The organism is Actinomycetospora aurantiaca (assembly GCF_037401875.1).
Taxonomy (GTDB): Bacteria; Actinomycetota; Actinomycetes; order Mycobacteriales; family Pseudonocardiaceae; genus Actinomycetospora; species Actinomycetospora aurantiaca.
This window is the reverse complement of record NZ_JBBEGN010000003.1, coordinates 1-14,711: the sequence shown is the minus strand read 5'-3', so window position 1 is coordinate 14,711 and position 14,711 is coordinate 1. Positions and strand designations below refer to the sequence as shown.

The following is a 14,711-nucleotide window of genomic DNA, read 5'->3' as shown; positions in this document are numbered from 1 at the left end:
CTCCGTGGGGCGGTGCCCTCACGCGGGCCTCAGCCGAGCAGTTCCCCCGCCCGGGCCCGGGCCCACTCCTCGGCGGCGTACACGTCCGCGACGTCGCGGGGGTCGGCGGCCCAGTCCGAGGCGGAGGACAGGACGTCGGCGACGGTGTCCACGATGCCGAGCCAGGTGCCGCGCCCGGCGAGGAAGCCGCGGACGGCCTCCTCGTTGGCGGCGTTGAACACCGCGGGCAGGCAGCCGCCGGCGGTCCCGGCCGCGCGGGCGAGGTCGACGGCGGGGAACGCGGTCGTGTCGAGCGGCTCGAACGTCCAGGCCTGCGCGGCGGCGAACGTCTCGCGCGAGGAGGCGCCGGGCAGGCGGTCCGGGAAGGCGAGGGCGAGCCCGATCGGCAGGTGCATGTCGGGCGGGCTGGCCTGGGCGATCGTGGCCCCGTCGGTGAACGTCACCATCGAGTGGATCATCGACTGGGGGTGCACGACGACGTCGATCCGCTCGTAGGGCACCCCGAACAGCAGGTGCGCCTCGATCAGCTCCAGGCCCTTGTTCACCAGGGTCGACGAGTTCAGCGTGATCACCGGACCCATGGCCCACGTCGGGTGCGCGAGCGCGTCGTCGAGCGCGACCTCCGCCAGCTGCGCCCGCGACCGGCCCCGGAACGGGCCCCCGCTCGCCGTCAGGACGATGCGGTCGACCTCACCGGCCGAGCCGGAGCGCAGGCACTGCGCGATCGCGGAGTGCTCGGAGTCGACCGGCAGGATCTGGCCCGGCGTCGCCGCCCGGGTCACCAGCGGCCCGCCCGCGACCAGGGACTCCTTGTTGGCGAGCGCGAGCGTCGCGCCCGACCGCAGCGCGGCCAGCGTCGGGGCCAGCCCCCGGGACCCGTCGACGGCGTTCAGCACGACCGTCTCCGGTCCCCCGCCCCCGGCCAGGTCGGCCATCGCGACCGGCCCCGCGAGCACCCCGGCCGACGACCCCGCCGCGCGCAGCGCCTCGCCCAGCGGCGCCGCGGCCGCCGGATCCGCCACGGCCACCGTCGGGACCGAGAACTCCGCGGCCTGCGCGGCCAGCTCCCCGACCCGGCCGCCGCCCGCCGCGAGCCCGGTCACGGTGAAGCGGTCCGGGTGGGCGCGGACGAGGTCGAGCGCCTGGGTGCCGATCGATCCCGTGGAACCGAGCAGCACCACCCGGCGCGGGTCTGCGGTGCTCATCGCCGCCCATCCTGGCCCGGCTCGTCCCCATCGGCGCGATCACACGCCCCACGGATCGCCCGGGCCCGCGGGAGCCGATAGGTTGGGCCCGCAGCAGCACGACTCGACCTGGAGGAACCCGTGGCCAGCACGAGCCCCGCCCGTCGGGCCGCGTCCGACGCCGCCCACGGCGGACACGAGCACAAGGCCGTCGTCGTCAACGGCGTCTCCTCCGACGACGAGCCCTCGGTCGAGTGGGGCTGGCACGCGCACTACCCGAAGGTCGCGCGGTTCTCCGGGTTCCTGGTCGCCGCGATCTGCCTGATCATGCTGTGGGGCAACCACGAGGGGCAGCAGGAGAACATCTGGCTGGTCGTGATCGCGGTCGCCTTCTTCGCGCTGTCGCTCGGAGCGGTCATCCGCGCGCGCACCTCCTGGCGCCGCTGACCCGACTCGCGGCGCGGGCACGGCCCGCGCCTGCCAGCATGCGCGCGTGACGCTGACACCGACGCGGCCGGCCACGCCCGGCCCGGTGCGACGCTGGCTGCTCGAGGGGCTCGTCGACCGCTCCGCGCGGCACAGCGGCCCGGGCGCCCGGGGCGACGAGCCGACCGAGGGCAAGCCGTGGTGGCGCGTCATGTGCCTCACCGGGGTCGACTACTTCTCCACCCTGGGCTATCAACCCGCCGTCGCGATCTCCGCCGCCGGCCTGGTGTCGCCGCTCGCGACGCTGGTGCTCGTCGCGCTGACCCTGCTGGGCGCGCTGCCGATCTACCGGCGCGTGGCCCGCGAGTCCTCGCACGGCGAGGGCTCGGTCGCGATGCTGGAGCGGCTGCTGTCCTACTGGTGGTCCAAGCTGCTCGTGCTGGTCCTGCTCGGCTTCGCCGCCACCGACTTCGTCATCACCATCACCCTCTCCGCGGCGGACGCGTCGGCGCACGCGATCGAGAACCCGGTGGTCGGCGGCGCGCTGGACGGCTGGGGGGTGCCGCTGACGATCGGCCTCATCCTGCTGCTCGGCGCGGTGTTCCTGGCGGGGTTCCACGAGGCGATCGGGATCGCGGTCGTCATCGTCGGGGTGTTCCTCGCGATGAACCTGCTGGTGGTGGTCGGCGCGCTGTGGCGGATCGCGACGGCGCCGGAGGTCGTCGTCGACTGGGGCGCGGCCCTGACGCAGCAGAACGGCAACCCGCTGGTGATCGCGGCGATCGCCCTGGTCGTCTTCCCCAAGCTCGCCCTGGGGCTGTCCGGCTTCGAGACCGGCGTGACGGTGATGCCCCTGATCAAGGGCCGCCCGGGCGACACCGAGGCGGACCCGGCCGGCCGCATCGCCGGCGCCCGCAAGCTCCTGACGACGGCGGCGCTGATCATGAGCGCCTTCCTGGTCACCTCGAGCTTCGCGTGCACGGTGCTGATCCCGCTGTCGGAGTTCGCCCCGGGCGGCGCCGCGAACGGCCGCGCGCTGGCCTACCTGGCGCACGAGCAGTTCGGCGACGTGCTCGGCTCGGTCTACGACGTCTCCACGATCGTCATCCTGTGGTTCGCGGGCGCGTCGGCGATGGCGGGCCTGCTCAACCTGGTCCCCCGCTACCTGCCCCGCTACGGGATGGCGCCCGCGTGGGCCCGGGCGGTGCGGCCCATGGTCATCGTGTTCACGCTCGTCGGGATCCTGGTGACGGTCATCTTCGACGCATCCGTGGACGCCCAGTCCGGCGCGTACGCGACCGGCGTCCTGGTGCTGATCACGTCGGCGTCGGTAGCGGTGACGCTCTCGGCGCGCAAGCACGGCCAGCGGGCCGCGTTCGTCGGGTTCGCCGTGGTCAGCGTGGTGTTCGTGTACACGACGGTGGCCAACATGATCGAGCGGCCGGAGGGCCTGAAGATCGGCCTGATCTTCGTCGTCGCGATCTTCGTGGTGTCGTTCGCGTCGCGGGCCGCGCGCTCGTTCGAGCTGCGGATCACGGCGGTGCACCTGGACGACACCGCCCGCGAGATCGTGCGCGAGGCGCACACCGCGGACCCGGAGTCGGCGATCCGGCTGATCGCCAACGAGCCGGACCGCCGCGACCGGGCGGAGTACCACGACAAGGAGCTCGAGGAGCGCTACGACCACCACATCCCGTCCGGCGACGCGCTGATCTTCGTCGAGATCACGGTGGGCGACCCCTCGGACTTCGAGGAGGAGCTCCACGTGCACGGCGAGTACCGGCACGGCTACCGCATCCTGCGGGCGCGGTCGGCGACGGTGCCGAACGCCATCGCGGCGCTGCTGCTCGAGCTGCGGCAGGAGACCGGGCGGGTGCCGCACGTCTACTTCGAGTGGACCGAGGGCAACCCGGCGCTCAACCTGCTGCGGTACCTGCTGTTCGGGGTCGGCGAGGTGGCGCCGGTGGCCCGTGAGGTGCTCCGCGAGGCCGAACCGGATCCGGCCCGGCGCCCGGCGGTGCATGTGGGCTGACGCCCGGGTGGCTACGCCGCACCCCGTGGAATGTCCGCCTCCACCGCCTTCGCGCCCTTGCGGGCGGCCACCAGCACGGCGTCCCACGTCGGCGAGAACGGCGGGGCGTAGGAGAGGTCCATGAACGTCATCTCCTCGACGCTCATCGAGTTCCAGATGGCCGCCGCGAACACGTCGATGCGCTTCGCGGAGTTGGCGCGCCCCACGATCTGCGCGCCCAGCAGCCGCCCGGAACGCTCCTCGGCGATCACCTTCACGGTCATCATCTCCGCGCCCGGGAAGTAGCCCGCGACGTTGGACGACTCGATCGTCGCCGTCACGAACCCGAACCCGGCCGCGGTGGCCTCGGCCTCCCCCAGCCCCGTCCGGCCGATCTCCAGCGAGCAGACCTTGGAGATCGCCGTCCCGATGACGCCCGGGAAGGTGCCGTAGCCGCCCGCGAGGTTCGTGCCGATGATCCGGCCGTGCTTGTTGGCGTGCGTGCCGAGCGCGATCGCGACGCCCTGCCCGGAGAGCCGGTGGTGCACCTCGCAGCAGTCGCCGCCCGCCCAGACGTGCTCGTGGCCGACGCAGCGCTGCCGCACGTCGACCGCGATCCCGCCGGACTCCCCGATCGTCAGCCCGGCCTCCTGCGCGAGCGTCACGTTCGGCTTCACGCCGAGCCCGAGCACGACGATGTCCGCCGCGATCGCGCCGTCCGCGGTGCGCACCGCGGCCACCCGGCCGTCCTCGCGGGTGTCGAAGCCCTCGACGGCGGTGGAGGTGAGCACGGTGATGCCCATGTCCTCCATCGCGGTCCGCACGATCGATCCCATGTCCGGGTCCACCTGCGTGAACGGCTCCGGCGCCTGGTCGAGGATCGTCACCTGCAGGCCGCGCTGCAGCATCGCCTCGGCCATCTCGACGCCGATGTACCCGGCTCCGACGACGACGGCCTGCTTCGCCTGCGACGCGTCGAGGTCCTTGACGACCTGCTCGCCCTGCTCGAGCGACTGCACGCCGTGGATGCCCTCGGCGTCGATCCCGTCGAGCGGCGGGAAGACCGGCACGGCGCCGGTGGCGAACACGAGGTCGTCGTAGGCGAGCTCGCCCTCCGACCCGTCGCCGTCCACCGCCCGGAAGCGCACGACCTGCTTCTCGAGGTCGACCGACGTCGCCTCGGTGCGCATCCGCACGTCGATCCCGGCCTCGCGGTGCTCCTCGGGCGAGCGGGCGATCAGGTCGTCGCGCTCGGGCACGTCGCCCGCGATCCAGTACGGGATGCCGCAGGCGGAGTACGACGTGTAGTGGCCGCGCTCGAGCACGACCACCTCCGGCGTCCCGCCGTCGTCCGCCGCCGTGTGGCGCAGCACGGTGTTGGCCGCGCTCATCCCGGTGGCGTCGCCGCCGATCACGACGATCCGGCGCGTCATGTGGGTCCCCTCCGCTAACGTGCGCTCGTGGCAGAAGCCGCCGAGCTCGAGGTCGCCGGCCGCACGGTGCGGCTCACCAACCCGGACAGGGTGTATTTCTCCGCGCGCGGGGAGACGAAACTCGACCTCGCGCACTACTACCTGGCCGTCGGCGAGGGGATCGTCACCGCGCTGCGGAACCGGCCGTGCATGATGCACCGCTTCCCGACCGGGGTGGACGGCGACAAGGTCCACCAGAAGCGCCTGCCCAAGGGCGCGCCGGACTGGGTGCCGACCGTGCGGGTGCGCTTCCCGCGCTACAACCGCACGGCCGACGAGCTGTGCGTGTCCTCGCTGGCCGACGTCGTGTGGGCGGTCCAGATGTCGACCGTCGAGTTCCACCCCTGGAACTCCCGCGCCGCCGACGTCGAGTCGCCCGACGAGTGGCGCATCGACCTCGACCCGATGGAGGGCGTCGGCTTCGACACCGTGCGGGAGGTCGCGGCGGTGGTGCACGAGGTGCTCGACGAGCTCGGCGCCGTCGGCTACCCGAAGACCTCCGGCGGCAAGGGGTTGCACGTCTACGTGCGGATCGCGCCGGAGCACTCGTTCTCCGAGGTCCGCCGGGCGGCGTGGGCGTTCGCGCGGGAGGTGGAGCGGCGGGCCCCGCAGCTGGTGACGACGGCGTGGTGGCGCAAGGACCGCGAACCCGGGACGGTGTTCGTGGACTACAACCAGAACACCCGCGACCACACCATCGCCAGCGCCTACTCGGTGCGCGGCACGCCGTTGGGCATCGTCTCGGCGCCGGTGACGTGGGACGAGATCGGGCAGGTCGAGCCGGCCGACTTCACCATCGCGACGATGCCCGCGCGCTACGCCGAGCTCGGCGACCTGCACGCGGGCATCGACGACACCGTGTTCGACCTGGCGCCGCTGCTGGATTGGGCCGACCGCGACGATGCCGACGAGCCCGAGGGTCCGGAGGTCTGACCGTCCTGACGCCGGGTCCGGGCGCGCCCCCCGCGCGCGCCCGGACCCGGCGTCGGGAAGGGGAGATCAGCTGCCGGACAGGGCGTCGAGCGCCGAGAGGTCCGGGGTGAGGTCCTCGGGGCTCAGGCCCTCGGAGAGGTCCTCCGCGGTCGGGAGGCCCTCGGTGAGGAGTTCGGAGAACGCCTCCGGGTCCGAGAGGTCGGTGAGCGAGGACAGGTCGGTGAGGTCGCTCGCCGACGGGATCGCGTCCAGGCCCTGCGAGAGACCCGGGATGTCGCTGACGGACTGGAACGGCGGGACGGCGTCCAGGCCCGGGATGTCCACGCCGGCGACGTTCTTGGCCACCGTGGCGGCGGCGTTCGCGGCGGACAGCCCGGCCTGGGCGCCGGCGAGCCCGGCCTGCGTCCCGGCCTGCGCGGCGGCGTCGGCGGCGGCGATCGCCCCGTTCACCCCGGGCACGGACGGCGCGGCGGACGCGACCCCGGCGGTGGACGCCAGGCCGGCACCCAGCACTGCGGCACCGACGACGGCACGGCGGATCATCGACATGCGGAACTTCCCCCTTGCGCTGCGTGACCCGGCCACGTAGTGCAACCGGGTGTGACTCAGCGTCTAACGGAGAGATCACGGCGCTGGTACGCCCCCGACCCGGTCATGCTCTGATCGAGTGAGGAACCGGCGGCTGGACATGCCGCGGGCCCGGCCCCGCTCGCGAGGAGCGGGACCGGGCCCGTGGGGTGGGTGGAGGGCTTACAGGATGCCGGCGTCGACGTCGATCAGGTCGCCGTCGGAGCCGGAGTCGCCCGAGTCGGAGTCGTCGCCGCCCAGGACGTCCACGTCGGCGTCGACCAGGTCGCCGTCGTCCGACGAGCCCGAGTCGCTGTCGTCGCCGTCCAGGACGTCCACGTCCGCGTCCACGAGGTCGGAGTCCGACCCGGAGGAGCTGTCGGAGTCGTCGCCGTCCAGGGCGTCGATGTCGGCGTCGACGAGGTCGTTGTCGTCGCCGGACGAGGAGGTCGAGTCCTCGTCGTCGCCGTTCAGGGCGTCGAGGTCGACGTCGGCGAGGTCGTTGTCGTCCCCGCTGCCGCTGGAGGCGTCGTTGTCGCCGCCGATCGGCAGGTCGACGTCCGCGACGTCGTTGTCGTCCCCGCCGCCGGTGGTGGACTCGTCGTCCCCGAGCACCGGCACGTCCGCGTCGACGAGGTCGTTGTCCGACCCGCCGTCGGTGTCGGAGCCGCTGTCGCCGCCGACCGGGAGGTCGACGTCGACCAGGTCGCCGTCGTCGCCGCCACCGGTGCCGTCGTCGGAGTCCCCGCCGATCGGGAGGTCGACGTCCACGCCGTCGTCGTCGGAGCCGCCGCCGGTGCCGGGCCCGTCGCCGAGCTCGTCGCCGAGGTCGATCCCACCGTCGTCGGTGCCGGTGCCGTCGCCGGTGCCGTCACCCGTTCCGTCGTCGCTCCCCGTGCCGTCGTCGGCGCCGTCGCCCGTGCCGTCGTCGGTGCCGGTCCCGTCGTCGGTACCCGTGCCGTCGTCGGTGCCCGTGCCGCCGCCCCCGGTGCCCGGGAAGCCGCCGTCACCGAACGGGAAGCCGGGCCCGAACGGCGACCCGCCCGGGCCGAACGGGAAGTCCTCGCCGAACGGCGAGCCCCCGGGGCCGAAGGGGAAGTCGTCGCCGAAGACGTCGTCGATGGCGGAGCCGCCACCGCCGCCCGACCCGGTCCCCGGGAAGCTCGGGAACGCCCCGACCCCGCCGTTGCGGTAGAAGTCCCGCAGCGCGTCCGCGTAGACACGGGCGGCGTCTGCCTGCTCGGCGGCCCGGGCCCGGGCGTCGTCGATGGCGTCCTGCACCTGGGACGCGAAGTCCGCCGCCGAGAAGCCCGAGGACGGGATCGTGACGGTGCTCGCGAGGTCCTCCGCGACCGCCGAGTCGGTCGTCGAGGTGCTGGTCGACGTGCTGGTGGAGGTGTTGGTGATCGTCGTGGTGTCGCCGTTGACGATCGTCCCGCCGAGAGCGACGTTGTTGCCGCTGAGGATACGGTTGCCGTTGGCGATGTCCGACGTGTTGGTCGCCGTGATCGTGATGTCCCCGCCGGTGGTGTCCCCCAGACCGTTGCCCACGGTCGTGTTGGACGCCGAGATGCGATTCTGCGCATCAGCGGAGGCGAGTCCGGTCGTGGTTCCCAGGCCGGTGACGACGATCGCGGCGGCCGCCACTGCGCGGCGTGCGGCGTTCATGGATTCGACTCCTTGGATCGCTGGCGTTGCGACTCCCCGCAGTCGCTTCGTGACAGAGAGCTAATCCCCGAACGGCCTAACCGCGCACCCCGCTCCGCACGGGACGAACCGAGTGGGTGACGCGAACGGGCGACACGCCGTCCGACAAAGGAGTTAGATCTCGGTCCGGCAACAATCGGACAGCGACGGAATCGCGGACGAGAAGCTCAGAAGCGGGTGCCGTTCCAGGGCACCGTCGGCGGGGCGAGCATCCGGGCCAGGCGGCCGGCCGCGCCCGCCGACCGTTCGTCCAGCCGACCGGCGCGGACCAGCAGCCGGGGGTCGACCCCGCCCAGCACCACGGAGCCGAGCGAGGTCGCCGGCAGCACCACGTCCGGCTCCCCGCTCGCGGCCGTGACGGCGGGGGCGACCCGGTCGTGGGTGTCGAGCCGCCACCGGCCCCGGGCGTGGCCCAGCGGGTCGTCGACCTCGACGACGAGGGCGTCCTCGGCGGGGTAGCGCCGGGCGGCCAGCAGCCCCGGCACGTCGAGCACCCGCAGCCACAGCATCGCGTCGTCCTCCCCCGACACCGCTGCGCGCGGGTCGGTGAGCAGCCACGACAGCGGCTCGTCGGTCGAGGCGCCCGACCACCGCACGGTGCCGACCAGGTCCTGCGAGCACAGGTGGCGCCACAGCTCGAGGTAGGCGCTCGGGGTGAGGGCCTGCAGGTCGACCACGCCGAGGGTGGCCGCACCGGTCGCGTACCAGCTCTCCTCGACGCGGTGCACGACGTAGCCCGCGGGGCGCCCGTCGTCGTCGCGCCAGATCACCACGTGCCGCTGCCGGTCGACCTCGAAGCCGTTCCACGGCCCCGCCCCGACGACGACGGAGTCCCACTGCGACGCGAGGCGCTCCAGGGCCCCGGGGTGGCGACGGCGGGCGCGCTCGTGGATCGGCCGCGCGAGGGCCAGGGCCGCGTCCGGGCGCTCGACGATCTCCAATGACCCGCGGACGACCGGGTCGCGGAACCGGGCCCGCGCCGTATCGACGGTGAGCGGGCGGGTGCGGGTGGCCAGACCGAAGCCCCAGCGCTCGTAGAGCGCGCCCTGGGTCGAGGTCAGCACCGCGGCCGCGGCGCCCGCCCGGGCGGCGGCGCCGAGGTCCTCGGTGAGCAGACGGTCGGTCAGGCCGCGGCGGCGGTGAGTGGACCGGACCCCGATCCCGGTGATCACGTCGGCGCGGACCGTGCCGCCCGGCACCGTCAGCTCCGCGTCCCAGGAGCGCAGGGTCGCGACCGGCGTCGGGTCGGGGTCGACGTACGCACCCCGCAGGCGGTTCCCCTCGAACGCCGCGCCCGCCCGGGCCAGGTGCTCGGGGTCCAGGCGGGCCCCGAGGAAGGCGGACATCTGCGCCCGGGTCCAGGCGACGGTGCCCGCGTCCGCGGACCCCTCGGTCACCCGTGGGCCGAACGTCCGCACCTCCGGTGTCACCACCGGACGATCATCCCCCGGTGGCGGCCAGCTGCCCACACGCGGCGGCGATCTCGCGGCCCCGGGTGTCGCGCACCGTGCACGCGACCCCGCCGTCGCGGACCCGCCGGACGAACTCGGCCTGCACCGGCGCGGGGCTCGCGTCCCACTTCGAGCCCGGCGTCGGGTTGAGCGGGATGAGGTTGACGTGCACGAGCCGGCCGAGGTGCTTGGAGGCCAGCTTGGCGAGCAGGTCCGCCCGCCACGGCTGGTCGTTCACGTCGCGGATGAGCGCGTACTCGATCGACACGCGGCGACCGGTGACGTCGGCGTAGTGCCGGGTGGCCTCGAAGACCTCGCGCACCGGCCAGCGGGTGTTGACCGGGACGAGCGTGTCGCGCAGCTCGTCGTCGGGCGTGTGCAGGCTGACCGCGAGGGTGACCTGCAGGCCCTCGTCGGCGAGGCGGTGGATCGCCGGGACCAGGCCGACCGTCGACACCGTCACCGAGCGCTGGCTGATCCCCATCCCGGCCGATGGGGCGTCGCAGATGCGGTGGACGGCGTCGACCACGCGGCGGTAGTTGGCGAGCGGCTCGCCCATGCCCATGAACACGACGTTGGACAGCCGGGCGGGGATCCCGTCGCCCATCGCACCGTCGCGCGCCGAGGCCGCCGCCGAGCGCACCTGCTCGACGATCTCCGCCGTCGACATGTTGCGCTGCAGCCCGCCCTGGCCGGTGGCGCAGAACGGGCAGGCCATCCCGCAGCCGGCCTGGCTGGAGATGCACACCGTGGCGCGGTCGGAGTAGCCCATGAGCACGCTCTCGACCAGCGCGCCGTCGGCGGCCCGCCACAGCGTCTTGCGGGTGGCCCCGCCGTCGCAGTCCACCACCGACGCGGGCTCGAACAGCGGCGGGAACAGACCGGCCGCGGCCTCGCGCGCGGCGATCGGCAGGTCGGTCATCGCCGCCGGGTCGGCCTCCAGGCGGGCGAAGTACTGGCGGGCGATCTGGTCGGCGCGGAAGCCCGGCAGGCCCAGCTCGGTGACGGCGTCCTTGCGGGCGTCGGGCGCGAGGTCGGCGAAGTGCCGCGGCGGCCGCGTACGACGGGTCCCGGTGCCGGACAGCGACAGGACGGGCAGGTCCCCCTCGATGGTCGAGCTCCGCTGCGCTGCGTCTCCCGAAGAGGTCACCGGAACCGGTCCCGCAGCGTCTCCAGCAGCCCGATCCGGTCGGCGGCGCTGACCAGGACGAGCACGCCGACCAGCAGGCCGAGCACCCCCTGGGAGACGACCCCGGACGCCTCCTGCGTGCTGATCAGCGCGGCCAGCACACCGAGGACGGCCACGACCGCCCCGAGCCACTGCGTCGGCCGCTGCCCGGTCGAGCGCGACAGGGCCACGAACGCCGCGCCGGTGATCACCGCGGCCACGCCGGGCGCCGCCTCGGACCACGAGATCAGCCCGAGCAGCACGGACTCGACGACGATCGCCCCGACCGCGATGCCGCCGTAGCGCAGCAGGTCCCCGGAGCGCCGGCCGTCGAACGGGTGCGAGCCCCGGCGCCGGTTCTCCACCAGGATCACCACGACGACCGCGATCCCGACGGCGAGCAGCAGCGTGCCCGCCCCGTCCGCGCCGATCCCGAGGGTGCCGACCGTCAACCACGCCACCCCGATCAGGCTCTCGACGAGCACCGGGTCCAGCCAGACCGAGCGCCCGCCCGGCGCCCGGCCGCTCGACGGCGGGCGTCCGCGGGACGGGCCCTGCGGCGGGCCGTACCCGCCGCGCTGGAAGGCCGGGCCGCCCGGAGCGCGGCCGCGGTACGGATCACCGGGCCGGCGGCCGGGCTGGGGGAACGACACGCCCTCCACGGTATAGGTGGCTCCGCCCTGTGAGCACTAAAGGGGGCTATAGCACCACTTAGTGCTCACATGCGGAGCACATGCCGCCGCACGTGGATCCGGTACGCCACCGGCAGCGCCAGGCCCGGCGTGCCGTCCACCGCCCGGTCCGCCACGGCGGGGGTGAACTCGATGCGCAGGACCGCGGCCATGGTCGCGCGGTCGGGGAACCGCCACAGGGTGTCCACCCGCCGCGTCGAGAAGCCCTGGTCGGTGAAGAACCGCTCGGCCGCGCGCGGGTCGTAGCCCGGCGCGGAGGCCCGCATCCAGGCGCCGTAGGAGTGCCGGGTGGCGTCCAGGTCGACGATCACCAGGGCGCCGCCGGGCCGCAGGACCCGTCCCGCCTCGGCCAGCCCGGGCTCGCACCCCGGGCCGAAGAAGTAGGCGGTGCGCGCGTGCACCACGTCGGCGGACCGGTCCGGGACGGGCAGGGAGGCAGCGCTGCCGGGCAGCACGGACACCGACGGCAGGTCGGCGCACCGGGCGCGGGCCCGGGCGACCAGCGGGGGGTGCGGTTCGACGCCGGTCACCGTCCGCGCCGTCGTCGCGAACCGGGGCAGGTGGTAGCCGTCCCCGCACCCGACGTCGAGGACGTCCCCGGAGAGGTCGACCAGCTCGGTCAGGGCCTCCCACAGCGCGCCGGTGGCGTCCTGCGCGGCGTTCTCGGCCTCGTACACGTCGGGCCAGCGCCAGATGTTGGGGCTCTCCGCGACTCCGGGGAAGGTCATCACGTGGGGTAGGGCAGGAACACGAAGAGCAGCAGCCAGGCGACCGGGGCCGAGGTCACCAGCGAGTCCAGCCGCTCCATGAGCCCGCCGTGCCCGGGGATGGTCTGGCCCATGTCCTTGATCCCGAGGTCCCGCTTGACCAGGGACTCGACGAGGTCGCCGATCACCGCGGTGCACACCAGCAGCGGGCCGAGGACCAGCCCGTACCACCAGGTCGAGTCGAGCAGGAACGCGACGCAGAGGGACGCCCCCGCCGCGCCCGCGACCATCGAACCGGCGAGGCCCTCCCAGGACTTCTTCGGGCTGACCTTCGGCGCCATCGGGTGCTTGCCGAACAGCACCCCGGCCGCGTAGCCGCCGGTGTCGGAGCAGATGACGATGATCAGGAACGTCAGCACCCGTGCGGTGCCGTCCTCGGGGACGACGAGCATCGCGCCGAACGCCATGCACATCGGGATCCAGACGAGCACGAGCATCGAGGCGCCGACGTCGCGCACGAAGCCGCCCGCCCCGAGGCGCATCCGCCAGACGAAGCACCCGAGCACCGTCACGACGAGCGCGCCGAGGATGCCCTCGGTGCCGAACGGCCACGACAGCCAGATCATCGCCTGGCCGCCGATGAGCACCGGCACGCGGGAGAACCGGATCCCGGCCGCGCGGTTGAGCGCGCCGAACACCTCCCAGATGCCGATCGCCGCGCACACCGCGACGATCGCGATCCAGGTCTGCCGGACGGTCAGCAGGGACAGCAGGATGACCGCGCCCATGGCGAGGCCGACCCCGATGGCCAGCGGGAGGTTGCGACCGGCGCGGGAGGTCGGGCCGGGAGCGCCGGACGCCGGCACCGCCACGTCCTCCGCCATCGTCGACCTCCCTGCGCCCGCCGGGCGTCAGACCTCGAGCAGCTCGGCTTCCTTGGACTTGACCATGTCCTCGATCTTCGCGATGTAGGTCGCGGTCGTCGCCTCGAGCTCCTTCTCGGCGCGGGACACCTCGTCCTCGCCGGCTTCGCCGTCCTTCGCGATGCGCTGCAGCTCGGTCATCGCGGTGCGGCGGACGCTGCGGATGGACACGCGCGCGTCCTCGCCCTTGCCGCGGGCGACCTTGACCATGTCGCGGCGGCGCTCCTCGGACAGCTCCGGGAACACCACGCGGATGATCGTGCCGTCGTTGGACGGATTGACCCCCAGGTCGGAGTCGCGGATCGCGCGCTCCATGACACCGAGCGAGCTGGCGTCGTAGGGCTTGATGACCGCCATCCGGGCCTCGGGCACCGCCACCGACGCGAGCTGCGGCAGCGGGGTGTACGCGCCGTAATACTCGACCTGGATGCGGTTGAACATCGCCGGGCTGGCCCGCCCGGTGCGCACGCCCTGCAGGTCCTCGCGGGCCGCCAGGACGGACTTCTCCATCTTCTCCTCGGCGTCGAGGAGGGTCTCGTCGATCATCTCCGGGCTCCTCTGCTGCGTCGGGGGTGCTCAGGCGGGCGTGTGGACCAGCGTGCCGATCCTCTCACCCCGGACCGCCCGCGCGATGTTCCCCTCGACCAGCAGGTTGAACACCATGATCGGCATCTGGTTGTCCATGCACAGGCTGAACGCGGTGGCGTCGGCGACCTTGAGGCCCTTCTCCAGGACCTCGCGGTGGGTGATCTCGGTGTACATGGTCGCCGTCGGGTCGACCTTGGGGTCGGCGGTGAACACCCCGTCGACGCCCTTGGCCAGCAGCACCATCTCGCACTCGATCTCGAGGGCGCGCTGCGCGGCGGTGGTGTCGGTGGAGAAGTAGGGCATCCCGACGCCGGCGCCGAAGATGACGACGCGGCCCTTCTCGAGGTGGCGCATCGCACGCCGCGGGATGTAGGCCTCGGCGACCTGGCCCATCGTGATGGCGGTCTGCACGCGGGTGTCGATGTGGTGCTCGCGCTCGAGGAAGTCCTGCAGCGCGAGGCAGTTCATGACGGTGCCGAGCATGCCCATGTAGTCGCTGCGCTGGCGCTGCATCCCGGCCTGGGAGAGCTCCTCGCCGCGGAAGAAGTTGCCGCCGCCGATCACGACGGCGATCTCCACGCCGGAGCGGACGACCTCGGCGATCTGGCGGGCCACCGTGCGCACCACGGTCGGGTCCACCCCGACGCCCCCGCCGCCGAACATCTCGCCGCCGAGCTTGAGCAGGACCCGGCGTGTGGGCACGGCGGTCCGGTCGGCGCGCTCGGCCTCGGTGTCGGACCCGGTGTCGGCCTCGACGGTGTCGGTCACGGCGGAACTCCCCCTCGTGCGCGGCGGTGGACCGGGCCGACGCCGGGCGGGGGGGGGGGGGGGGGGGGGGGGGCCCCCCCCCCCCCCCCCCCCCCCCCCCCCGCGGGGACAACC

At 73.7% G+C, this 14,711-nt stretch carries 14 protein-coding genes; 3 read left to right on the top strand and 11 right to left on the bottom strand.

The genetic code is table 11. The features are described from left to right. Positions 1–29: 29 nt before the first annotated feature. The gene (dxr, locus tag WCD74_RS07885) at positions 30–1,205 is read right to left on the bottom strand and encodes a 1-deoxy-D-xylulose-5-phosphate reductoisomerase (protein WP_337694291.1); all 1,176 of its coding nucleotides are present in this window, start codon (positions 1,203–1,205) and stop codon (positions 30–32) included. A gap of 120 nt (positions 1,206–1,325) precedes the next feature. Here dxr and WCD74_RS07880 point away from each other — a divergent pair, with 120 nt between their 5' ends. Together WCD74_RS07880 and WCD74_RS07875 are read left to right on the top strand one after the other, a co-directional pair. Beyond that, positions 1,326–1,631 (top strand): DUF2631 domain-containing protein, encoded by a 306-nt coding sequence (locus WCD74_RS07880; protein WP_337694290.1) that lies wholly within the window; start codon positions 1,326–1,328, stop codon positions 1,629–1,631. A 46-nt stretch (positions 1,632–1,677) separates the two neighbouring features. Continuing rightward, the gene (locus tag WCD74_RS07875) at positions 1,678–3,642 is read left to right on the top strand and encodes an APC family permease (protein WP_337694289.1); all 1,965 of its coding nucleotides are present in this window, start codon (positions 1,678–1,680) and stop codon (positions 3,640–3,642) included. Between the two features lie 11 nt (positions 3,643–3,653). Here the strand turns inward: WCD74_RS07875 and WCD74_RS07870 are convergent, their stop codons facing one another. After that, the gene (locus WCD74_RS07870; protein WP_337694288.1) at positions 3,654–5,054 is read right to left on the bottom strand and encodes an FAD-dependent oxidoreductase; all 1,401 of its coding nucleotides are present in this window, start codon (positions 5,052–5,054) and stop codon (positions 3,654–3,656) included. A 27-nt stretch (positions 5,055–5,081) separates the two neighbouring features. Here WCD74_RS07870 and ligD point away from each other — a divergent pair, with 27 nt between their 5' ends. Then, the gene (ligD, locus tag WCD74_RS07865; RefSeq protein ID WP_337694287.1) at positions 5,082–6,026 is read left to right on the top strand and encodes a non-homologous end-joining DNA ligase; all 945 of its coding nucleotides are present in this window, start codon (positions 5,082–5,084) and stop codon (positions 6,024–6,026) included. A gap of 66 nt (positions 6,027–6,092) precedes the next feature. On the opposite strand, the gene WCD74_RS07860 is transcribed toward ligD, so the two are convergent. The 9 genes from WCD74_RS07860 to pyrH all read right to left on the bottom strand — a co-directional run bounded on the left by WCD74_RS07860 (position 6,093) and on the right by pyrH (position 14,531). Beyond that, complete coding sequence (locus WCD74_RS07860; protein ID WP_337694286.1) at positions 6,093–6,575, bottom strand: hypothetical protein; 483 nt, start codon at positions 6,573–6,575, stop codon at positions 6,093–6,095. A gap of 201 nt (positions 6,576–6,776) precedes the next feature. Beyond that, complete coding sequence (locus tag WCD74_RS07855; RefSeq protein ID WP_337694285.1) at positions 6,777–8,261, bottom strand: hypothetical protein; 1,485 nt, start codon at positions 8,259–8,261, stop codon at positions 6,777–6,779. Positions 8,262–8,467: 206 nt separating this feature from the next. Then, complete coding sequence (locus WCD74_RS07850; RefSeq protein ID WP_337694284.1) at positions 8,468–9,733, bottom strand: GNAT family N-acetyltransferase; 1,266 nt, start codon at positions 9,731–9,733, stop codon at positions 8,468–8,470. A 7-nt stretch (positions 9,734–9,740) separates the two neighbouring features. Then, a complete protein-coding gene (gene rlmN / locus WCD74_RS07845; protein WP_337694774.1) occupies positions 9,741–10,850 on the bottom strand; it encodes a dual-specificity RNA methyltransferase RlmN in 1,110 nt (369 codons plus the stop codon). Between the two features lie 47 nt (positions 10,851–10,897). Next, positions 10,898–11,572, bottom strand: a complete 675-nt coding sequence (locus WCD74_RS07840) for a hypothetical protein (RefSeq protein WP_337694283.1) — start codon at positions 11,570–11,572, stop codon at positions 10,898–10,900. Between the two features lie 65 nt (positions 11,573–11,637). Beyond that, positions 11,638–12,339, bottom strand: a complete 702-nt coding sequence (locus tag WCD74_RS07835) for a class I SAM-dependent methyltransferase (protein ID WP_337694282.1) — start codon at positions 12,337–12,339, stop codon at positions 11,638–11,640. Then, positions 12,339–13,202, bottom strand: a complete 864-nt coding sequence (locus WCD74_RS07830; RefSeq protein ID WP_337694281.1) for a phosphatidate cytidylyltransferase — start codon at positions 13,200–13,202, stop codon at positions 12,339–12,341. The genes WCD74_RS07835 and WCD74_RS07830 overlap by 1 nt, the downstream gene beginning before the upstream one ends. 27 nt (positions 13,203–13,229) lie before the next feature. Beyond that, complete coding sequence (frr, locus tag WCD74_RS07825) at positions 13,230–13,787, bottom strand: ribosome recycling factor (RefSeq protein WP_337694280.1); 558 nt, start codon at positions 13,785–13,787, stop codon at positions 13,230–13,232. A 30-nt stretch (positions 13,788–13,817) separates the two neighbouring features. Next, the gene (gene pyrH, locus WCD74_RS07820; RefSeq protein ID WP_337694773.1) at positions 13,818–14,531 is read right to left on the bottom strand and encodes a UMP kinase; all 714 of its coding nucleotides are present in this window, start codon (positions 14,529–14,531) and stop codon (positions 13,818–13,820) included. Between the last annotated feature and the right edge of the window lie 180 nt (positions 14,532–14,711).